The sequence below is a fragment of the Pseudomonas sp. BN606 genome (genome assembly GCF_029873115.1).
Lineage (GTDB): Bacteria > Pseudomonadota > Gammaproteobacteria > Pseudomonadales > Pseudomonadaceae > Metapseudomonas.
Genome location: NZ_SSOF01000063.1, coordinates 16,644 through 37,767 on the forward strand (window position 1 = coordinate 16,644; position 21,124 = coordinate 37,767).

The following is a 21,124-nucleotide window of genomic DNA, read 5'->3' on the forward strand; positions in this document are numbered from 1 at the left end:
GCCGAAAAATATCGATACGCCAACAACCGCCCCTGAACCAGCAATCCTGGCAACGATGACAATTGCTTCGGCTAGGGGAGGCAGTCATGTGTCATTCAGTGGAAGTCAGTGGGCTCTTCACCGTCGAAGGATGTCGGCAACTCATCAATTACCCGGATGCCGATGCCGCATTGCCCATCCATGACCCACAACGTGGCGTGGTGTGGATTCCGTGGGGGCGTCGAAGCCAGGAATACGGAGAACTCCCGGCCACTGGCTGGCTACAGGGGGAGGGCTCGCTGCCGGAAGGCTGGGACCGCTTCAGCCCTGCCACGGTATTGGCGCGGGTGGCGCGCTTCATGGAGATGACCCACGACGGCGAACCCCGATGGTTCGATGTGGAAGACGGCAAATCGCTGCAGTGCTTGCTGCTGCGCCATGGTCACGAGCAGCGGGTGTACGTGGTCACCACTCAATCGCCGGATGAACTACACCGCAGTTGGCCGCTGACGCGTGGCTACAGGGGAAAAGCGCGAGTGGCGCTGCAATCGGCGTGACACCTTGGCCTCTGCTTGAGCTATCGCGAATGACCCGATCGTCATTGACGCGATTTCAATGACGAAGTGGTCCACCACCCATTCTCTTTTTGTGAATACTTTCTTCTTGATTATTCGTTTTACGTGAATCGGTCGCTGCCTTAACGTCGCCGCATGATTGATCGCGAGCCCTGACCGGCTCTCACGTAGAACGAGGACAACATGACTCAGCCCGCCGCCATCTCCCGCAACCCTGCCACCGGCGAAGAAATTGCCCGTTATCCCTACCAGGATGCCGCCGCCCTGGAAGCCAGCCTGGCGTCTGCCCAGCGCGGGTTCGAGGTCTGGAGCCAGTCCAGCGTGGCAGAGCGCAGCGCGGCGCTGCTGCGCATGGCCAAGGCGCTGCGTGCCAACGCCGAAACCATGGCGCGGATGACCACCACTGAAATGGGCATGCCGATCAGCCAGTCCCGTGGCGAGATCGAGAAGTGCGCCAAGCTTTGCGAGTGGTACGCCGAGCATGGTCCCGCAATGGTGGCCGACGAGCCGACCCTGGTGGAAGACGACAAGGCTGTGGTCGCTTATCTGCCGTTGGGGCCGGTGCTGGCCGTGATGCCCTGGAACTTCCCCGTGTGGCAAGTGATGCGCGGCGCAGTGCCGATCATTTTCGGCGGCAACACGTATGTGCTCAAGCACGCACCCAACGTAATGGGCTGCGCTCGCCTGCTGGGCACCGCCTGGGCCGAGGCTGGCCTGCCGGAAGGTGTGTTCGAGGTGATCAATGTCGAGCCGCCGCTGGTCTCCGTGGCCATTGCCGACCCGCGCATTGCCATGGTGGCGGTGACCGGTAGCGTGGGCGCCGGTGCCGCCATCGCCTCCCAGGCCGGTGCGGCGCTGAAGAAGTGCGTGCTGGAGTTGGGCGGTTCCGATCCCTTCATCGTCCTGGCCGACGCCGACCTGGACCAGGCCGTGAAAGCCGCGGTCTCCAGCCGTTTCAACAATGCCGGGCAGGTGTGCATCGCGGCCAAGCGCATCATCCTCGAAGCGCCTATCGCCGAAGCCTTCACCGAGCGTTTTGTGGCGGCGGTCAAGGCGCTGCAGATCGGTGATCCGCAAGCCGATTCCACCTTCGTCGGCCCCATGGCCCGCTTCGACCTACGCGATGAACTCGATGGCCAGGTGCAGGCGACCCTGGCCGAGGGCGCGACCCTGCTGCTCGGTGGCCACAAGTTGGAAGGCGAAGGCAACTTCTACGCACCGACCATCCTGGCTGACGTGACCCCGGACATGACTGCATTCCGCAAGGAAATCTTCGGCCCTGTGGCGTCCCTGATCGTCGCCCGCGATGCCGAGCATGCGGTCGAGCTGGCCAACGACAGCGAGTTCGGCCTGGGTGGTGCGCTCTGGACTACCGATGCCGCAAAGGCGCAGAAGCTGGCCCGTCGTATCGTCAGCGGCGCCGTATTCATCAACGGCTTCACCGCCTCCGACCCGCGTGTGCCGATCGGTGGCGTGAAGAAAAGCGGTTACGGTCGCGAACTGTCCCACTTCGGCCTGCGCGAGTTCCTCAATGTGCAGACCATCTGGCGCGATCGTCGCTGACAGTTGGCGTTGAATGAGAAAGGGGCTGCCAAGTGCAGTCCCTTTTCAATTTGTACGTGGGAAACCACATCCTTGGGCCGTGGTTTTCTGTAGGAGCGAGCTTGCTCGCGAAGGATCGTGCTCAAGCTGTTCGCAAGCAAGCTCGCTCCTGCCAGTCCTTAGTCCACAAAGGAGGTTATCCAACCTCCCTATGCAATCTGCTCCAGGATGTCCCGCACCCGATCCAGTGCCGGGTCGATGTCCAGGGTCTCGATGCCTCCGTAGCCGAGCATCAGGCCACTGCGCGGCGGCAGTTGGTAGGAGAAGGCGGCCAGTTGATAGAGGCCGACGTCCACCTTGCGGGCCAGTTCCACCAGCAGCGGCATGTCCACCGGCACCTTCGCCAGCACTGCGAGGTGGAACCCTGCCACCGAAGGCACCAGCTCGAACCAGCGCGCCAGGTCGCCCTTGAAACGCTCGTGGATGCGCTCGCGCCGGCTGGTGTAGAGGATGTGGCTGCGGCGGATATGCTTCAGCAGGCAGCCTTCATCGATGAACTTGGCCAGGGTCCACTGGGTCAAGGTGGAGCAGTGGCAGTCAGCGAGCTGCTTGGCGGCGGTAACGGCAGCGATCAGTGCCGGCGGCAGGATGCAGTAGCCCAGGCGAAGCTCGGGCTGCAAGGATTTGGAGAAGGTGCCGACGTAGGCCACCACGCCTTGGCTGTCCAGGCTCTGCAGGGTTTCTGTGGGGCGGCCTTCGTAGCGGAACTCGCAGTCGTAGTCATCCTCGATGATCACCGCGCCGATACGCAGGGCTTTCTCCAGCAGCGCTTCGCGCCGGGCCTGGCTCATGGGCATGCCGAGGGGGAACTGGTGCGACGGGGTCACGTAGATCAACCGCACATGCTCGGGGATGGCGTCGACGCAGATGCCTTCCGCATCCACCGGAATGCCAATTACCTCGGCGCCCTGGGCAGCGAACAACTGGCGTGCCGGCGGGTAGCCGGGGTCCTCCACGGCCACGCTGCACCCCGGCTCGATCAGCACACGGGCGAGCAGGTCCAACGCTTGCTGCGCGCCATTGCACACCACGACATCTTCGGCGTTGCAGCGCACGCCGCGGGAAAAGGCCACATGGCGCGCAATGGCATCGCGCAGGGCGGGCAAGCCGGCTGTTTCGCTGTAGAGGCCCCGAGATTTCGCCGTCTGGCGCAGGGCATGCTGGGTGCAGCGGCGCCAATCGTCCTGGGGGAACTGGTTGCGGGTGGTCGCGCCACCGATGAAGTCGTAGCGCAACATCGCGTCGGGGGATGGATGGCGCAGGCTGGTAGAGATATTGCGCCACCGGGAAATGATCGCCGCGCTGGCCAGCGATTCGTGCCCCTGCTTGCGTCCCTGTCCGGCGGACTGGGCATTGACGAAGGTGCCCGAGCCAACCTTGCCGGTGAGCAGGTTGTCGTAGGTAAGCAGGGCATAAGTATCGGACACCGTCTTGCGCGAGATGCCGAGCTGCTCGGCCAGCAAGCGGCTGGGTGGGAGCCGGGTTCCCGCCTTCAGGCGGCCGGACTCGATGGCTTCGCGTAACTGGCGATACAGCTGACCGGACAGGTCCTTGCTGCCCTGGATGACGATGTGGAGTTCCATGCATGGCTCCGGCGAGGGACTGTCAGAAAAAATACCGCATTGCCGGTCGTTGTGGATGGCTCGGAAATGCAATGGGCCGCACGCGGCGGCCCATTGGAAAGGTGCGGATATTGCCTCAGGGGACCAGCTCGAAGCCCACGCCGAAGCGGTTCCAGGCGTTGATGGTGGCGATGGCCAGCGTCAGGTTGACGATCTCGACTTCGCTGAAGTGTTCGCGCAGGGCATCGAACTGATGTTGCGGCGCGTGGCGTTCGGGCAGCAATGTCAGACTCTCGACCCAGTCCAGGGCAGCACGCTCTCGCTCGCTGAAAAAGCGGGTTTCCTTCCAGACGCTCAGGGTCTGCAGGCGAGCTTCGGTTTCACCCGCCTTGCGTGCGTCATTGGCATGCTGGTTGACGCAGTAGGCGCAACCGTTGATCTGCGACGCGCGCAGGCGGATCAGCTCAAGCAGGGAATTCTCCAGGCCGGATTTGGCGAGGGCCTGCTCCAGGCCCAGCATGGCCTTGAAGACTTCGGGCGCTTGCTGCTTCCACTCGATTCGCATCTTGCTCTCTCCAGTCGGGACCCGCAGGTTGCGGGGATGGACGTAAGTTATCGTGCGGTCCGGTGCCGTCGAATAGCCAATTTGCGGGAAACCCGGCAGGCCAATGGGATGACCCCCGGTCAGGTGAAACGTCCCGGATTGCTCCCTGTGCTATATCCGGAAGTGAGCAAGGCATGCGCCGACCTTCAGTTGAACTTCATTCACGCCCGCCGGGCTGGCCGACTCCATGGCTCCGGGCATTCAACAAAGAGGTAGACCCCATGAGCACCCTGCAATGCGTTCACCGCAACCACACCGTAGTCGCTGACGTCTTCGAGCATCCGGGCATTCCGACGCCCTGGGCAGCCGGCTGCCACATCATCGCGCCTGACGGCCAGACCACGCGCCGCATTGCGCTTCCGGTCCGCTATTCCTTCCTGGCGGAACTCGGCAAGGCCCAGCAGGCATCATTGGCCCACGGCAGGTGGCTGGTGGATCAGTACCTGGATCAGGGCCGCGAACTTTTCGACACCGCCGCCTGAATTCATGTGGGGCAGGGAGGCCCCAGCCTGCCCATCAGGTACTGGCGCGATCAGGCCGCGCTGTCGAGAGGTTCGTGCTCGCGGCAGATCAGCTCGATGGCGGGGCGGCTCAGGGGATCCCGGGTCAGTCCGCAGAAGGGCTCGCCGTCCCGCTGCTGGTGGAAGCGGCAGGTCTTGCACAGGCCGAAACCGGGCACGTCGACCTGGCGCTGCACAGTACGCAGCAACTCTCCCAGTAGCCGCTCCAGTTGTGCCGCGTCCGCCCCCATTTCCGCCGCGGCGTCAGCCAGGAATGCCGGCGGCGTCACCGCAGCCAGCAACTCCCGCGCCGCAGGCGTCAACACCATGTGCACGCTGCGCTTGTCGTTGAGGTCCTGACGCTTCTCGATCAGCCCCTTCGCTTCCAGTGCTTTCAGCGATTGCGACACGGTGCCCTTGGTCAGCCCGAGGTAGTCGGTCACCGCCAGCGGCGTATCCGAGTAGTGGTTGCAGCGCGCCAGGTACTCGAGCGCGCTGAGCTGCACCGGCTGCAGGTCGGCGAGCAGCGGGTGCTCGCGGTGCCAGATGCGCATCAGGCTGGTCAGTCTTTCGAACAGGTCGAATAGGGTGCTCATGTTCACCTCCGTCGATAGATAGTATCGAGTAAAAACTATATTGACAAAGGGGTGCCTCCGGGTAATCTGAATAACGTATCGATTCGATACCAAATCAACCAGGAGACTGAAGATGACTACCGCTCGTTACTACCACGCCGGCTGCCCGGTATGCGTTTCCGCTGAACAGACCCTGCTCAACCTGCTCGCCCCTGAGGTTAAGGTGGAAGTGGTGCACCTGGGCGAGGCCCCGGCCCGCGTCGCCGAAGCTGAAGCCGCCGGCGTGAAATCGGTTCCTGCCCTGGTGGTGGACGACCAGGTACTGCACATCAACTTTGGCGCCGCGATTGCGGACCTGAAGTAAGGAGGGCATCGAAATGCAGGTGAAAGTCTTCGATACCCATGTCCGTACCCGCGATGGCCGTTACCTGCACTTCGACGTGCTCACCGACGGCGGCGACAAGATCCAGGCTGGACGCTTCGCCGCCGAGTGGCTGGCCAGCCGGGGTGTGCAGGACGCCGACATCGCCGCCAGCGAATGCCTGTTCTGCCACAGCGAGATCGCCAGCCCGCAGGTGGCCGAAGCCATCGGCCAGTACGGCTACTCGATCATTCCACTGCAAGGTTGCTGAGGAGCTCGCGATGTATCAGCCCCTGGATTGCGACCTGCACGATTTCCTTGAAATCGCCTGTCTCTATCGCTACCTGGTGAAGGTGGAACTGGTGGACGGCGGCGGGTTCGAGGCCAGGGCGCTGACCACCCACACCAGCGCGGAGAAGGAAGAATTCTTCGTGCTGGAAGTGGAGGACGGACCCTGTTCAGTGCGCATGGACCGACTGCTGGCGATTACGCCGCTAGAGCCCGGAGCACGCTTCGGACGAATGGAACTGGCCGGGAAGGTGTGCGCGGCCTGACCGTCTGACTATTCCTGTGGGAGCGATTTCAATCGCGAATGAATTCGCTCCCACAAATGCCGCCAACGAATGGCTCCACAGCCCGTCCTTGCGCTAGCCTTCGCAGGCCAGCCGCAACAGGACCGCGACGTTGAACATCGATACCCGCATCAAATTCCGCCATCTGCTGTGCTTCCTAGAAGTGGCACGCCAGGGCAGCCTGGCTCGTGCTGCGGACCAGTTGGCGGTGAGTCAGCCGGCCATCTCCAAGACCCTGAAGGAGCTGGAAGAGGTCCTCGACGCCAGCCTGTTCGATCGCAGCAAGAGCGGCGTCAGCCTGACCGAGGCGGGCCTGGCCTTCATGCGCTATGCCGGCCCTTGCGTGCAGGCGCTGCGTGACGGGGTCAACAGCCTGCGCGAAGGCGAATATGCCGCCGGCACCGTGCGTCTTGGCGTGCTCTCCACGGTGGAAGGCCTGCTAGTGCCGGAAGTCGTGCGGCGTCTGCATCACAGTCATCCCTCGCTGGTGGTCAGTGTGCTGACCGGGCCGGGCGCTTACCTGCTGTCGCAGTTGCGGGTAGGCGAGCTGGATCTGGTGGTCGGACGCATGACCGACAACCCGGAAATTCATGGCCTGACCTTCGAACACCTGTACAGCGAATCCATGACCCTGGTTGTGCGCGCCGGCCACCCGTTGCTGGAAGAGGGCGCCGATCGCCGCTCGCTGGACGGATTCCCCCTGGTACTGCCTCTTGCCGGAACCACCATCCGCAAGCATGCCGACGGCTTCTTCGTGCAAAGCGGCATCAGCCCGCCGCGACAACGCCTGGAAACGCTTTCCCTGGCCCTGAGTCGACGCTATGTGTTGAACGGCGATGCGGTATGGATTGCTCCGCTGGATGCCGTGCGCCTGGACCTGGCGAGCGGTGAACTGGTGGAGCTGGACCTGGGGTTCAAGGAGCCCGGAGGCTCGGTCGGCATCTGCAGCAATGCGTCCTTGCCGCTTTCGCTGGCGGCACACTGGGCGGTGGAGACCCTGCGCGAGGTGGCGCTGGACTATCGCGAGGGGCGTCTTCCATAACCAAATGGTTATGGAAGGCCGGCAGGATTTCAATTTTCTGCCAGCCTCTGTTGGATGAGACTGCGCGTCACGGCCCACTGCCCTGTGTATCGATGGGCCGCCCGACAAATCCAATAAGAGGAAACCGTGATGTCCGATGCGGAAAATAGCCGCTTCGTCATTCGTGACCGAAACTGGCACCCGAAAGCCTTCACGCCCGACTACAAGACCTCCATCGCCCGGTCGCCGCGCCAGGCGCTGGTGAGCATTCCGCAGTCCGTTTCCGAGACCAGCGGCCCTGACTTCTCCCACTTGAAGATGGGTCAGCACGACAACGACCTGCTGCTCAACTTCAATAACGGCGGACTGCCAATCGGCGAGCGAATCATCGTTTCCGGACGGGTCGTGGACCAATACGGCAAGCCGGTTCCGCACACCCTGGTAGAAATGTGGCAGGCCAACGCCGGCGGCCGCTATCGCCACAAGAATGACCGCTACCTGGCGCCGCTCGATCCGAACTTCGGTGGTGTCGGCCGTGCGCTGACCGATCGCGACGGCTACTACCAGTTCCGCACCATCAAGCCGGGCCCGTATCCCTGGCGTAATGGCCCGAACGATTGGCGCCCCGCGCACATCCACTTCTCCATCAGCGGGCCGTCCATCTCTACCCGCCTGATTACCCAGCTGTATTTCGAGGGTGATCCGATGATCCCGATGTGCCCCATCGTCAAGAGCATCGCCAACCCCGACGCGGTAGAAACGCTGATCGCCAAGCTCGACATGAGCAACGCCATCCCGATGGATTGCCTGGCGTACCGCTTCGACATCGTCCTGCGCGGCCAGCGCAAGACCCACTTCGAAAACCGCTGAGGAGGCACGCGCATGCCTATCGAACTGCTGCCGGAAACCCCCTCGCAAACCGCCGGCCCCTACGTGCATATCGGCCTGGCCCTGGATGCGGCCGGCAACCCGACCCGCGACCAGGAAATCTGGAACCAGATGGCCAAGGCAGATGCTCCCGGCCAGCACATCCTGCTGCTCGGCAGTGTCTACGACGGCAACGGCCACCTGGTGCGCGACTCCTTCCTGGAGTTCTGGCAGGCCAACCATGAAGGGGTGTATGACACCGCCTTCGACCTGGAAAAGCCGTTTAACAGCTTCGGCCGCACCGCGACCACCTTCGACGCCGGCGAGTGGACCCTGCACACCATCAAGCCAGGCGTGGTGAAGAACGCCGCTGGCGTAGCCATGGCGCCGCACATCAACCTGTCGCTGTTCGCCCGTGGCATCAACATCCACTTGCAGACGCGCATCTACTTCGACGACGAAGCCAGCGCCAATGCCGTCGACCCGGTGTTGAACCTGATCGAGCAGCCACAACGCCGCGAAACCCTGGTGGCGCGTCGCTGCGAAGTGGACGGCAAACTGGCCTATCGCTTCGACATTCGTATCCAGGGAGAAGGGGAAACGGTCTTCTTTGACTTCTAGGGAGCGGGAACTCGCATTCGATGTGCCGGCCGAAGCCGTCGGCCAGCGCATCGGAAGGCATTTCGATGCACTGCTGGAAGCCCGTGGTTATCGGGCCGACACGGCGCAACGCACAGCCATTGCCCATCTTGGGCAATGGCTGGAGTCGTTCATGGCCGGAAAAAGGGGCTGGCTGCGACGTCCCGTCGCCGGCCTGTACCTCTGGGGTGGAGTAGGGCGCGGCAAGAGCTTCGTGATGGACGCCTTCTTTGCCGCCGCGCCGCTTTCCGCCAAGCGTCGCGTGCACTTCCACGCCTTCCTCCAGGAGTTGCAGGAGCGCATGCGTGCCTTCGCCGGCCAGGCCGATCCGCTGGCGCTGGCGGCCAGGGCACTTGCCGTGGATACACGGCTGCTCTGCTTCGACGAATTCCACGTCCACGACATCGGCGATGCCGTGCTCCTTGGGCGCCTGCTCAAGGTGCTGGTAGAGGAGGGGGTGGGCATGGTCTGCACCTCCAACTACGACCCCGACGGGCTTTGCCCGAACCCGCTGTACCGTGAACGTTTCCAACCGGCCATTGCGTTGATCGAAAAACGCTTCGAGGTACTCAATCTGGACGGCGGCGAAGACTATCGGCTGCGGCGTGGGGAGCTCGAAGCCTGGGGCACATACTGCTGGCCGCTGTCAGCCACCGATGAGCCCTGGATCGAGCGCCAGCTGGGGTTGAGCTCCGCCGCCGAGCGGGATGCGGTCGTGGTGGTCAACCACCATCCGCTGAGGCTGCGCGCCATGGACGCCGAGCGTGCCTGGCTGGACTTCGACGAGCTGTGCCGGCGCCCCCATTCCAGCGCCGATTTCCTATGGCTGAGCAGGCGCTTCCAGCAGCTCGCCATCAGCGGCGTACCTCGCCTGGGTGAGGAAGCCATCGACGTGCAGCAACGCTTCGTCAATCTGATCGACATCGCCTACGACGCCGGTACCCGGCTCCTGCTGGCCAGCGAAGCCAGTCTGGACGACTTGTGTCGGGGCAAACCCCATATGGACTTTTCCCGTACCCGCAGCCGGTTGCAGCAACTGAAGCCGATCCAGCCCGCGGACGGGACCTGCTGACCGAAGAGCCCCGAATGTTCCAGATACTAGGTATTACCGCGCCCATCTTCATCCTCATCGGCATCGGCTACCTGTCAGCCCGCGGACGGCTGGTCAGCCCGGAGCAGGTGCTGGGCATGGGCAAGTTCGTCATTACCTTCGCCCTGCCGGCCCTGGTCATACGGGCGCTGCTGGAGAAACCCCTGGACGAGGTGTTCGACGCGACCTACCTGCTGGCCTACGGCATCGGGTCCCAGGTGGTGTTCTGGGGTGGCTTCCTGTTTTCCCGGCTAGTGCGCAAGGACAGCCTCAGCGGCAGTGCCCTGGCAGGCCTTGGCATGTCGGTGTCCAACAGTGGCTTCATCGGTTATCCCATCGTGGCCATGGTCCTCGGTTCGCCGGCAGCGGTAGCTCTAGCCCTGGGGATGCTGGTGGAGAACCTGCTGATGATCCCGTTGGCACTGGCCCTGGCTGAACTGGGGCGACAGAACGGCAGCGGCTTGCGCGCAGCGCTGCTGGATACCTTCCTGCGCCTGCTGCGCAATCCGGTGATCATCTCCATCAGCATCGGCCTGGGATTGGCCCTGCTCGGGGTACGCCTGCCAAGCGTGCCGGCGAAAGTGGTGGAGATGCTGGCGATGGCCTCGGCGCCGGTTGCGCTCTTCGTCATCGGCGCCAGCCTCAACGGCCTCCGGGCCGGTGGCCTGATCAAGGATGTTGCCCAGCTCAGCATCGGCAAGCTGCTCCTTCACCCGCTGGTGGTCTTGCTCAGCTTTCAGTTGCTGCCACCGGTAGACCCTGTACTACGGATCGCGGGCGTACTTTTCGCGTGTTCGCCGATGATGAGCATTTACCCGATCCTCGGTCAGCGTTACGGGCTTGAAGGTCGCTGCGCCGCGGCATTGGTGGTCTGCACCATCCTCGCCTTTGTCAGCATCAGCAGCTTCATCGGTCTGTTGACTTGAGGTAACGGCTAAAGCCTGGGGGCTGCTTCGCCCCCACAAGTGGAGCTCGGCACTGACTATCCTCACTAGGTCATCCGCACGCGCGTGCGGCCAATCCTGACCAGAGGAGACAGCGATGAGCGAAAAATTGAGCGAGGAAGGCCTGGACCTGCTGTTCCGCAACGCACGAACCCATAGTGCCTGGCTGGAAAAGCCCGTGAGTGACGACACCCTGCGCCAGCTCTACGACCTGATGAAGTGGGGCCCGACCAGCGCCAATTGCTGTCCGGTGCGTATCCTCTTCCTGCGTACTCCCGAGGCCAAACATCGCCTGATGCCGGCCCTGGCACCAGGCAACGTGGACAAGACCATGGCGGCGCCGGTCACCGCCATCATTGCTTATGACCTGAAGTTCTACGAACAGCTGCCCAAGCTCTTCCCCCACACCGATGCACGCGCCTGGTTCGCCAACACGCCAGAGCTCGCCGGCCTCACCGCGCGGCGCAACAGCTCTCTGCAAGGCGCCTATTTCATCATCGCGGCGCGGGCCCTGGGCCTGGACTGTGGCCCCATGTCGGGATTCGACAATGCGCTGGTAGACCACGAGTTCTTCCCCGCGGATGGTGCGGGGGATGCCTTCCAGCTGGAACACTTCGCGGACAGCCAGGTGAAGTCCAGTTTCCTGTGCAACCTGGGCTACGGCGATCCGTCGAAGCTGCATGCGCGCGGACCGCGCCTGGAATTCGACGAGGTGTGCAAGCTGTTGTAGGGATGGGACCACGGGAATTGTGGGGGTCGATTTCAATCGCCAGGCAGACCACAGGTCTGCCCTTGGCGAATGAAATCGACCCCACATGGCACGCCGGGGTGTTGACGTTTGCCGCGGTGGGGGAGTCCGGCTGCGCCTCATGAGCGAAGCCGATGCCGGGCGCCGAGGTACCTGATCAAACCGGGGCGCTGGTTGGCGGCGGCAAAAGTAAGAGCCGAAGGCATCAGGGTCAATTGCGATTATCGAACTTTGGTTCGATAATCGGCCGACTTGCCGCGACCGCGATCCACCAAGGACAACAAGAATGACCGAAGAACTGCGTGCCCCTCTGGCGCCCCTGGCCCCGCCGATCATCGCCTCGCCGGCCAAGCGCATCGAAGCCTTCACCGGCGATCCCAACTTCATGACCTCGCTGGCCCGCGGCCTGGCGGTGATCCATGCGTTCCAGGAACGTAAGCGTCACCTGACCATTGCCCAGATCAGTCACCGCACCGAGATTCCCCGCGCCGCCGTGCGCCGCTGCCTGCACACCCTGATGAAGCTGGGCTACGTCACGACCGACGGGCGCACCTACTCGCTACTGCCCAAGGTCCTGACCCTGGGCCATGCCTATCTGTCGTCGACCCCGCTGGCGGTAACCGCCCAGCCGATCCTCGACCGACTCAGCGATCAGCTCCACGAAGCCTGTTCCATGGCCACCCTGGAAGGCGACGAGATCCTCTATATCGCCCGCTCGGCCACGCCCAACCGGCTGATCTCGGTGGACCTGAGCGTTGGCAGCCGGCTGCCAGCCTATTGCACCTCCATGGGTCGTATTCTCCTGGCCGCGCTGGATGACGCCGCCCTGGACGACTACCTCGAGCACGCCGACCTGCAGATCAAGACCAGCCGCACCGTGCATACCGTCGACGGGCTGCGCGCCAGCATTGCGGAAATTCGCCGCCAGGGCTGGGTGATCATCGATCAGGAACTGGAAATGGGCTTGCGGTCTGTGGCGGTGCCGGTGCGCGATTCCGCCGGCCAGGTGCTCGCCGCATTGAACGTCGGCACCCACGTCGGCCGCGTCAGCCGCCAGGAACTGGAAACCCGCTTCCTCCCGGCGTTGCTGGAAGCGAGCAAGGATCTGAGCACGCGGTTGTTCCATTGAGTGGTGCGGTGATTTCAACTGTAGGGGCGATTTCGATCGCCAAGGGCTGCGACGCAGCCCCATGTTTCGACGGCAGACCTTCGGCCTGTTTGGCGAATGAGTTCGCCCCTCACAAGGGATTCATCGCTCCAGCCAATCTTTGTTCGACTATCGAACGCTTTGCCGATTATCGAATTGAACCCTCAGTCGTCTATTCGTAAGGTCTGCACAGCCGCGCCACCAGCCAGCGCGGCCAATAACAACAATGAGAGTCTGTTTCGGTCGTAGCCTGTATTACCGGAAACGCCCTCATTCCTGTCCAGTCCGAGTCTTCCCCGTCAGAGGCCGCATAGAACGGCCCGCATGCGGAGGAAGGCCAATCGCAGGAATCCTTGCATGACCAGCCCAGCCCATCTGCCCGCCACGGGCACGCTCGACGTTCAATCCTTCATCAACGCCCAGCCGCTATCCGCCTATCAATGGCGTGTCGTGCTGCTGTGTTTTCTCATCGTTTTCCTCGACGGCCTGGATACCGCCGCCATGGGCTTCATCGCCCCGGCGCTGACCCAGGACTGGGGTATCGACCGCGCCAGCCTCGGCCCTGTGATGAGCGCAGCGCTCATCGGCATGGTCTTCGGGGCCCTCGGTTCCGGTCCTATGGCCGACCGCTTCGGCCGCAAGGTGGTATTGGTGACCGCGGTGTTCCTGTTCGGGCTGTTCAGCCTGATCTCCGCCTTCAGCGCCAACCTCGAGCAACTGCTGATTCTTCGCTTCCTTACCGGCCTCGGCCTTGGCGCCGCCATGCCCAACGCCACGACGCTGCTGTCCGAATACACCCCCGAGCGCCTGAAGTCGCTGCTGGTCACCAGCATGTTCTGCGGCTTCAACCTCGGCATGGCCTCCGGTGGCTTCGTATCCGCCTCGATGATCCCGGCCTTTGGCTGGCACAGCCTGCTGCTGCTCGGCGGCATCCTGCCGCTGGCGCTGGCCGTGGTGCTGCTGATCTGGCTGCCGGAATCGGCGCGCTTCCTGGTCGTGCGCAACAAGGGCACGGACAAGATACGCAAGACACTCGCCCCCATTGCGCCGGCTGAAGTGGCGACGGCCACCGGCTTCAGCGTGCCGGAACAGAAGACCGTGCAGAGCCGCAACGTCTTCAAGGTGATCTTCTCCGGCACCTACAGCGCGGGAACCCTGCTGCTCTGGCTGACCTATTTCATGGGCCTGGTGATCGTTTACCTGCTCACCAGCTGGCTGCCCACCCTGATGCGCGACAGCGGTGCCAGCATGGAGCAGGCCGCGTTCATCGGCGCGTTGTTCCAGTTCGGCGGCGTACTCAGCGCCGTCGGCGTAGGCTGGGCCATGGACCGTTTCAACCCACACAAGGTCATTGGCGTGTTCTACCTGATGGCCGGTGTCTTCGCTTATTTTGTCGGTCAGAGCCTGGGTGAAGTGACCCTGCTGGCCACTCTGGTGCTGCTGGCCGGCATGTGCGTCAACGGCGCGCAATCGGCCATGCCGTCCCTGGCGGCGCGCTTCTACCCGACCCAGGGTCGTGCCACAGGCGTGTCCTGGATGCTCGGCATCGGCCGCTTCGGTGCCATTCTCGGAGCCTGGATCGGCGCGACCCTGCTGGGCCTGGGCTGGAACTTCGAACAAGTGCTGACCGCGCTGGTGGTGCCTGCTGCCATCGCAACCACAGCCGTGGTGATAAAGGGGCTCGTGAGCCACGCCGACGCTACATGACGTCCGGCGATTGATTCGTAACCGTTTATCTCCATTGAGGGCGTGTAGGAAAAGGCTCACATAGAATCGCGTAATGATGATCGCGGGCGCTTGCCAACCGGCATGACGCCCGCGACTTACAACAACTAGAAAGAGTGCCTGTGATGGATAGTCGCCTGCTGAGTGAACGCAGTAAGGTGTTCGAGCGTGCGGACCCCTATGCCGTGTCCGGATATGTGAACCAGCATGTCGGCTCGCACTGCATTCGCCTGCCCGCCGCGGGCCATCCCGAGGCCAGCCTCAACCACCGCAAGTTCGCCAATCTCGATTTGTGCCGCATCAGCTACGGCGGTGCCGTGCGCGTCACCTCACCGGCGCTGGAAACCATCTACCACCTGCAGATACTGCTCAGCGGCCATTGCCTGTGGCGCGGTCACAAGCAGGAGCACTACCTGGCGCCGGGCGAGTTGCTATTGATCAATCCCGACGACCCGGTGGACCTGACCTACTCGGACGATTGCGAGAAGTTCATCCTGAAGATGCCCACCACACTGCTGGAAAGCATCTGCGATGAGCAGCGTTGGCACCGTCCCAGTCCTGGCGTGCGCTTCCTGCAGAACAACTACCGGCTCGAAGAGCTGGAAGGCTTCGTCAACCTGCTGGCGATGGTCTGCCAGGAGGCCGAAGCCAGCGACGCGCTGCCAAGGGTGCAGGAGCATTACGCGCAGATCGTCGCGAGCAAGATGCTCAGCCTGATGAAGACCAACGTCAGCCGCGAGAGCCTGGGCTGCCAGGAGGCTTCCTTCGATCGCATCCTGGCCTATATCGAGCACAACCTGAAACAGGACATCAGCAGCGAATTCCTCGCCCGCCAGGCCAGCATGAGCCTGCGCTCCCTCTACGCGCTGTTCGAGCGCCACCTGGGCACCACGCCCAAGCACTACATCCGCCAGAAGAAGCTGGAGCGCATCCGCGCCTGCCTGGCCGACCCCAGCTGCAACGTACGCAACGTCACCGAGCTGGCGCTGGACTACGGCTTCCTGCACCTGGGGCGCTTCTCCGAGAGCTACAAGAGCCTGTTCGGCGAACTGCCGTCGGATACGCTGAAGCGGCGCGGGCTCTGATCCCACCTGCTTTCCTCCTTGTGGGAGCGAATTCATTCGCGATCAGGCCCTCAGCGGCGACGACAACGGCAATGCTGCGCGCTGCCTTCGCGAATGAATTCGCTCCTACAGGCGTTCACCACCGCTTTGCAAAAAACGGATAGCGATCTGCACAAAGCGGATATTGCCGTTTGCCCCGCATCCCTAACCTGACCTGGCCTGAACAATAACAACGGAGGCCCTGGCCATGTCCCTGGGATTCGATTTCCTGCACTCGCTGCTTGAGGATGACAAAGAGAAGGGCGTCTACCGCTGCAAGCGGGAGATGTTCACCGACCCGCGTCTGTTCGAACTGGAAATGAAACATATCTTCGAAGGTAACTGGATCTATCTCGCCCACGAGAGCCAGATTCCCGAGAAGAACGACTACCTCACCCTCAACATGGGGCGCCAGCCGATCTTCATCGCGCGCAACAAGGACGGGGTACTCAACGCTTTCCTCAACGCCTGCAGCCATCGCGGTGCACAGCTGTGCCGGCACAAGAGCGGCAACCGTTCCTCCTATACCTGCCCGTTCCATGGCTGGACGTTCAACAACTCCGGCAAGCTGCTGAAAGTGAAGGACCCGGCCGAAGCCGGCTATCCGTCCAGCTTCAACTGCGAGGGCTCCCACGACCTGACGAAAGTGGCTCGCTTCGAGTCTTATCGCGGCTTCCTCTTCGGCAGCCTGAATGCCGACGTGAAACCCCTGGTCGAGCATCTCGGCGAGTCCGCCAAGATCATCGATATGATCGTCGACCAGTCCCCCGAGGGCCTGGAAGTCCTGCGCGGATCAAGCAGCTACATCTACGAGGGCAACTGGAAGCTGACCGCCGAGAACGGCGCCGACGGCTACCACGTGAGCTCCGTGCACTGGAACTACGCCGCCACCCAGAACCAGCGCAAGCAGCGCGAAGCGGGCGAAGAAATCAAGACCATGAGTGCTGGCAGCTGGGCCAAGAACGGCGGCGGCTTCTACTCCTTCGACCACGGCCACCTGCTGCTCTGGACCCGCTGGGCCAACCCCGAAGATCGTCCGCTCTACGAGCGCCGCGATGAACTCGTCCAGGACTTCGGCAAGGCTCGTGCCGACTGGATGATCGAGAACTCCCGCAACCTCTGCCTGTACCCGAACGTGTACCTGATGGACCAGTTCAGCTCGCAGATCCGTATCGCCCGGCCGATTTCCGTCAACCAGACCGAGATCACCATCTACTGCATCGCGCCGAAAGGCGAGAGTCCGGACGCCCGCGCCAAGCGCATCCGCCAGTACGAAGACTTCTTCAACGTCAGCGGCATGGCCACCCCGGACGACCTCGAGGAATTCCGCTCCTGTCAGCTGGGCTATCAGGGCAGCCGTGGCTGGAACGACATGTCCCGTGGTGCCGAGCACTGGGTCGAAGGCGCCGATGCCGCCGCCCAGGAAATCGACCTGCACCCGTTGCTTTCCGGCGTACGCACCGAAGACGAAGGCCTGTTCGTGCTGCAGCACAAGTACTGGCAGGAGACCATGCTCAAGGCCGCCGCGGCCGAGCAGCAACTGATCCCCGTGGAGGCCGTGCAATGAGCATCTCTTACGACGCCGTGCGCGACTTCCTCTATCGCGAAGCGCGCTACCTGGACGACAAGGACTGGGACAACTGGCTGGAGCTGTACGCCAGCGACGCCAGTTTCTGGATGCCTTCCTGGGACGATCGCGACGAGCTGACCATCGATCCGCAGACTGAAATCTCGCTGATCTGGTACGGCAGCCGCGGCGGCCTGGAAGACCGCGTCTTCCGCATCAAGACCGACCGTTCCAGCGCGACCATGCCGGACACTCGCACCTCCCACAACATCAGCAACATCGAGATCCTCGAAGTGGCCGACGGGCAGTGCAAGGTGCGTTTCAACTGGCACACCCTGAGCTTCCGCTACAAGACCGTGGACAGCTACTTCGGCACCAGCTTCTACACCCTCGACGTGCGCGGCGAGAGCCCGCTGATCAAGGCGAAGAAGGTCGTTCTCAAGAATGACTACGTTCGCCAAGTGATCGACATCTACCACATCTGAGGGCACGGTCATGACTCACAAAATCGCACTGACTTTCGAAGACGGCGTCACCCGTTTCATCGACGCCACCCCGAGCGAAACCGTGGCCGATGCGGCCTATCGCCAGGGCATCAATATCCCGCTGGACTGCCGCGACGGCGCCTGCGGCACCTGCAAGTGCTTCGCTGAAGCCGGCCGCTACGACCTGGGCCAGGACTACATCGAGGACGCCCTTAGCGAGGACGAAGCCGCACAGGGCTACGTGCTCACCTGCCAGATGCGCGCCGAGAGCGACTGCGTGGTGCGCGTACCTGCGTCCTCCGACGTCTGCAAGACCCAGCAGGCCAGCTTCGAGGCCAGCATCAGTGCGGTCCGCCAGCTGTCCGACAGCACCATCGCGTTGTCCATCAAGGGCGAGTCCCTGAGCAAGCTGGCCTTCCTGCCGGGCCAGTACGTCAACCTGCAAGTGCCGGGCAGCGAACAGACCCGCGCCTACTCCTTCAGCTCCTTGCAGAAGGACGGTGAAGTCAGTTTCCTGATCCGCAATGTCCCCGGCGGCCTGATGAGCAGCTTCCTCACCGGCCTGGCCAAGGCTGGCGACAGCATGTCCCTGGCCGGCCCGCTTGGCAGCTTCTACCTGCGTGACATCCGTCGTCCTCTGCTGCTGCTTGCTGGCGGTACCGGCCTTGCGCCCTTCACCGCGATGCTGGAGAAAATTGCGGAAGAGGGCAGCGAGCACCCGCTGCACCTGATCTATGGCGTGACCCACGACCACGACCTGGTCGAGATGGACAAGCTGGAAGCCTTCGCCGCGCGCATCCCCAACTTCACCTTCAGCGCTTGCGTGGCCAGTCCGGACAGCAGCTATCCGCAGAAGGGCTACGTGACCCAGCACATCGCGCCCAAGCACCTCAACGACGGCGACGTGGATGTCTACCTGTGTGGCCCGCCGCCCATGGTCGAGGCGGTCAGCCAGTACATCCGCGAGCAGGGCATTTCGCCGGCGAACTTCTACTACGAGAAGTTCGCCGCCAGCGCGGCTTGAAGCGCCCCTCTCCCGCTTGCGGGAGAGGGGCCGGGGAGAGGGCCGTTCAGCTGACTCGGACGTCACCCTCTCCCCAACCCTCTCCCTGAAGGGAGAGGGGGCTGATCCGTATCCCGGATCGAATCCGCGATACCAGAACCCAATTGCAGGGGCTGCCATGTACAAGAGATTCCAAGACAAAGTCGCGGTCGTTACTGGCGCGGCGCAGGGCATCGGTCGTCGCGTTGTCGAGCGGCTGGTGGAAGAGGGCGCGCACGTCGTTGCCGTGGATCGCTCTGAACTGGTCTTCGAGCTGCAGGACGAACTGAGTGCCGCCGCCTCGATGCTGGCGCTCACCGCCGACCTGGAACAGTTCACCGAGTGCCACCGTGTAGCTGCCGCCGCGGTGGAGCGCTTCGGCCGCCTGGACATCCTGATCAACAACGTGGGCGGGACCATCTGGGCCAAGCCCTACGAGCATTACCAGCAGCACGAGATCGAGGCCGAAGTGCGTCGCTCGCTGTTCCCCACGCTCTGGTGCTGTCACGCCGCGCTGCCTTACATGCTGGAGCAGGGCGCGGGCGCCATCGTCAACGTGTCCTCCATCGCCACCCGTGGGGTGAATCGCGTCCCCTACGGCGCCGCCAAGGGCGGAGTGAACGCCCTGACTGCCTGCCTCGCCTTCGAGAACGCCGAGCGCGGTATCCGCGTCAACGCCACCGCGCCGGGTGGTACCGAAGCGCCGCCGCGTCGCATCCCGCGCAACACGACCCAGCAGAGCGAACAGGAGAAGGTCTGGTACCAGCAGATCGTCGACCAGACGATCGACAGCAGTCTGATGAAGCGCTACGGCACCATCGACGAGCAGGCCGGCGCCATCCTCTTCCTGGCCTCCGACGACGCCTCCTACATCACCGGCGTGACCCTGCCGGTGGGCGGAGGTGACCTGGGATAACAGCCAGTGGGAGCGAATTCATTCGCGAATGAACTCGCTCCCACAAGAGGTCTCCTGCAGAGCAATACCGGACAGGCACCGTCACGCGCCCGTCCCTGCGGTTTCTACACAACAAAAACAAAAGAGACAGATGCCATGCGAAAACTCGACGTACACGAGATCATCGATAACGCGCGCTTCACGCCCTTCCACTGGATGGTGATGTGCTGGTGCGCACTCCTGCTCATCTTCGACGGCTATGACCTGTTCATCTACGGCGTGGTACTGCCGGTACTGATGAAGGAGTGGGGCCTGACCCCGCTGGAAGCCGGCGCCCTGGGCAGCTACGCGTTGTTCGGGATGATGTTCGGCGCGCTGTTCTTCGGCCCTCTGGCTGACAGGATCGGCCGCAAGAAGGGCATCGCCATCTGCTTCGTGCTTTTCTCCGGCTTTACCGTGCTCAACGGCTTCACCAGCACGCCCACCGAGTTCGGTATCTGCCGTTTCATGGCGGGCCTGGGTATCGGCGGGCTGATGCCCAATGTGGTGGCGCTGATGAACGAGTATGCGCCGAAGAAACTGCGCAGCACCCTGGTCGCCATCATGTTCAGCGGCTATTCCCTGGGCGGCATGCTGTCCGCCGGCGTGGGCATCTACATGCTCCCGCGTTTCGGCTGGGAAGCCATGTTCTTCGCCGCCGCCGTTCCGCTGCTGATGCTGCCGCTGATCCTCTGGTACCTGCCCGAATCGGTCGGCTTCCTGCTGCGCCAGGGCCGTGTCGAGCAGGCGCGCGCCATCCTCAAGCGCGTCAACCCGCAGCTCGAACTGCGTGATGACGACCTCCTGGAACTCACCGAAGCGAAGAAACAAGGCGCTCCGGTGCTGGAGCTCTTCCGCGAAGGCCGTGCGCTGCGCACCCTGATGATCTGGGTAGCGTTCTTCTGCTGCCTGTTGATGGTCTACGCCCTGAGTTCCTGGCTGCCGAAGTTGATGGCCAACGCCGGCTACAGCCTGGGCTCCAGCCTGTCGTTCCTGCTCGCCCTGAACTTCGGCGGCATGTTCGGCGCCATTGCCGGCGGCTTCCTCGGTGACCGCTTCAACCTGCCGAAGGTGGTTGCCGCCTTCTTCATCGTCGCGGCCGTCTCCATCAGCCTGCTGGGCTTCAAGAGTCCGACTCCGGTGCTCTACCTGCTGATCGGGATCGCCGGTGCCACCACCATCGGCACGCAGATCCTGTTGTACGCCACCGCCGCGCAGTTTTACGGCCTGGCGATCCGTTCGACCGGTCTCGGTTGGGCCTCGGGTATCGGTCGCAACGGTGCCATCGTCGGCCCGCTGCTGGGCGGTGCGCTGCTGGGTATCAACCTGCCGCTGCAACTGAACTTCATGGCCTTCGCCATTCCCGGTGCCATTGCCGCCCTGGCCATGTGCTTCGTCCACCTGCAGCAAACCCGCGTTGCACCGCTGGCGACCGCTGCACAGGGCTGAGTCCAACCACGCGTCGCACCACTGGCCAGGAGG

At 63.1% G+C, this 21,124-nt stretch carries 23 protein-coding genes; 20 read left to right on the plus strand and 3 right to left on the minus strand.

Features of this window, described 5'->3' with window-relative positions:
• The first annotated feature begins 86 nt into the window (after positions 1 to 86).
• Entirely contained in the window at positions 87 to 536 is a 450-nt protein-coding gene (locus E8E75_RS11265) for a hypothetical protein (protein ID WP_120650987.1), read from the plus strand.
• A 201-nt stretch (positions 537 to 737) separates the two neighbouring features.
• Positions 738 to 2,117, plus strand: a complete 1,380-nt coding sequence (locus E8E75_RS11270; protein ID WP_280358770.1) for an aldehyde dehydrogenase family protein — start codon at positions 738 to 740, stop codon at positions 2,115 to 2,117.
• Positions 2,118 to 2,305: 188 nt separating this feature from the next.
• Here the strand turns inward: E8E75_RS11270 and E8E75_RS11275 are convergent, their stop codons facing one another.
• Entirely contained in the window at positions 2,306 to 3,739 is a 1,434-nt protein-coding gene (locus E8E75_RS11275) for a PLP-dependent aminotransferase family protein (protein ID WP_120650989.1), read from the minus strand.
• A gap of 115 nt (positions 3,740 to 3,854) precedes the next feature.
• Positions 3,855 to 4,283 carry a carboxymuconolactone decarboxylase family protein gene (locus E8E75_RS11280; protein ID WP_120650990.1) on the minus strand — a complete coding sequence of 143 codons (429 nt, stop codon included), beginning with the start codon at positions 4,281 to 4,283 and terminating at the stop codon, positions 3,855 to 3,857.
• Between the two features lie 260 nt (positions 4,284 to 4,543).
• On the opposite strand from E8E75_RS11280, the gene E8E75_RS11285 reads away from it, so the two are divergent.
• Positions 4,544 to 4,804: a hypothetical protein gene (locus E8E75_RS11285; protein WP_120650991.1), complete on the plus strand. Its 261-nt coding sequence runs from the start codon at positions 4,544 to 4,546 to the stop codon at positions 4,802 to 4,804.
• 50 nt (positions 4,805 to 4,854) lie between these two features.
• Here the strand turns inward: E8E75_RS11285 and E8E75_RS11290 are convergent, their stop codons facing one another.
• The gene (locus E8E75_RS11290) at positions 4,855 to 5,424 is read right to left on the minus strand and encodes a MarR family winged helix-turn-helix transcriptional regulator (protein WP_280358772.1); all 570 of its coding nucleotides are present in this window, start codon (positions 5,422 to 5,424) and stop codon (positions 4,855 to 4,857) included.
• 106 nt (positions 5,425 to 5,530) lie between these two features.
• Between E8E75_RS11290 and E8E75_RS11295 the strand changes: the two genes are divergently transcribed.
• From E8E75_RS11295 to E8E75_RS11375, 17 genes are all read left to right on the plus strand, one after another.
• Positions 5,531 to 5,761, plus strand: a complete 231-nt coding sequence (locus tag E8E75_RS11295) for a glutaredoxin domain-containing protein (protein ID WP_120650993.1) — start codon at positions 5,531 to 5,533, stop codon at positions 5,759 to 5,761.
• 13 nt (positions 5,762 to 5,774) lie between these two features.
• Complete coding sequence (locus E8E75_RS11300; protein ID WP_120650994.1) at positions 5,775 to 6,029, plus strand: DUF2024 family protein; 255 nt, start codon at positions 5,775 to 5,777, stop codon at positions 6,027 to 6,029.
• 10 nt (positions 6,030 to 6,039) lie between these two features.
• Positions 6,040 to 6,312, plus strand: coding sequence for a Rho-binding antiterminator (locus E8E75_RS11305; RefSeq protein WP_120650995.1), 273 nt, complete (start codon positions 6,040 to 6,042; stop codon positions 6,310 to 6,312).
• A gap of 130 nt (positions 6,313 to 6,442) precedes the next feature.
• Complete coding sequence (gene pcaQ, locus E8E75_RS11310) at positions 6,443 to 7,372, plus strand: pca operon transcription factor PcaQ (protein ID WP_120650996.1); 930 nt, start codon at positions 6,443 to 6,445, stop codon at positions 7,370 to 7,372.
• A 129-nt stretch (positions 7,373 to 7,501) separates the two neighbouring features.
• Positions 7,502 to 8,221, plus strand: coding sequence for a protocatechuate 3,4-dioxygenase subunit beta (gene pcaH, locus E8E75_RS11315; RefSeq protein WP_153920116.1), 720 nt, complete (start codon positions 7,502 to 7,504; stop codon positions 8,219 to 8,221).
• Between the two features lie 12 nt (positions 8,222 to 8,233).
• A complete protein-coding gene (gene pcaG, locus E8E75_RS11320) occupies positions 8,234 to 8,839 on the plus strand; it encodes a protocatechuate 3,4-dioxygenase subunit alpha (protein WP_120650998.1) in 606 nt (201 codons plus the stop codon).
• A gap of 22 nt (positions 8,840 to 8,861) precedes the next feature.
• Entirely contained in the window at positions 8,862 to 9,929 is a 1,068-nt protein-coding gene (gene zapE / locus E8E75_RS11325) for a cell division protein ZapE (protein ID WP_280358777.1), read from the plus strand.
• A gap of 14 nt (positions 9,930 to 9,943) precedes the next feature.
• On the plus strand, positions 9,944 to 10,873 hold the full coding sequence (locus tag E8E75_RS11330; RefSeq protein WP_120651000.1) for an AEC family transporter: 930 nt from the start codon (positions 9,944 to 9,946) through the stop codon (positions 10,871 to 10,873).
• A gap of 115 nt (positions 10,874 to 10,988) precedes the next feature.
• Positions 10,989 to 11,621 (plus strand): malonic semialdehyde reductase, encoded by a 633-nt coding sequence (locus tag E8E75_RS11335; protein WP_153920110.1) that lies wholly within the window; start codon positions 10,989 to 10,991, stop codon positions 11,619 to 11,621.
• Between the two features lie 304 nt (positions 11,622 to 11,925).
• Positions 11,926 to 12,768: an IclR family transcriptional regulator C-terminal domain-containing protein gene (locus E8E75_RS11340; protein WP_120651002.1), complete on the plus strand. Its 843-nt coding sequence runs from the start codon at positions 11,926 to 11,928 to the stop codon at positions 12,766 to 12,768.
• 375 nt (positions 12,769 to 13,143) lie between these two features.
• Complete coding sequence (locus E8E75_RS11345) at positions 13,144 to 14,493, plus strand: MFS transporter (RefSeq protein ID WP_120651003.1); 1,350 nt, start codon at positions 13,144 to 13,146, stop codon at positions 14,491 to 14,493.
• A 140-nt stretch (positions 14,494 to 14,633) separates the two neighbouring features.
• Positions 14,634 to 15,596 carry an AraC family transcriptional regulator gene (locus E8E75_RS11350; protein ID WP_280358780.1) on the plus strand — a complete coding sequence of 321 codons (963 nt, stop codon included), beginning with the start codon at positions 14,634 to 14,636 and terminating at the stop codon, positions 15,594 to 15,596.
• A gap of 226 nt (positions 15,597 to 15,822) precedes the next feature.
• A complete protein-coding gene (benA, locus tag E8E75_RS11355) occupies positions 15,823 to 17,181 on the plus strand; it encodes a benzoate 1,2-dioxygenase large subunit (protein ID WP_120651005.1) in 1,359 nt (452 codons plus the stop codon).
• On the plus strand, positions 17,178 to 17,666 hold the full coding sequence (gene benB / locus E8E75_RS11360) for a benzoate 1,2-dioxygenase small subunit (protein ID WP_120651006.1): 489 nt from the start codon (positions 17,178 to 17,180) through the stop codon (positions 17,664 to 17,666). Before benA ends, benB begins: the two co-directional genes overlap by 4 nt.
• Before the next feature lie 10 nt (positions 17,667 to 17,676).
• On the plus strand, positions 17,677 to 18,690 hold the full coding sequence (gene benC, locus E8E75_RS11365) for a benzoate 1,2-dioxygenase electron transfer component BenC (protein ID WP_153920106.1): 1,014 nt from the start codon (positions 17,677 to 17,679) through the stop codon (positions 18,688 to 18,690).
• Between the two features lie 157 nt (positions 18,691 to 18,847).
• The gene (locus tag E8E75_RS11370) at positions 18,848 to 19,624 is read left to right on the plus strand and encodes a 1,6-dihydroxycyclohexa-2,4-diene-1-carboxylate dehydrogenase (protein ID WP_280358782.1); all 777 of its coding nucleotides are present in this window, start codon (positions 18,848 to 18,850) and stop codon (positions 19,622 to 19,624) included.
• Between the two features lie 135 nt (positions 19,625 to 19,759).
• Complete coding sequence (locus tag E8E75_RS11375) at positions 19,760 to 21,091, plus strand: MFS transporter (RefSeq protein WP_280358783.1); 1,332 nt, start codon at positions 19,760 to 19,762, stop codon at positions 21,089 to 21,091.
• Positions 21,092 to 21,124: the final 33 nt, after the last annotated feature.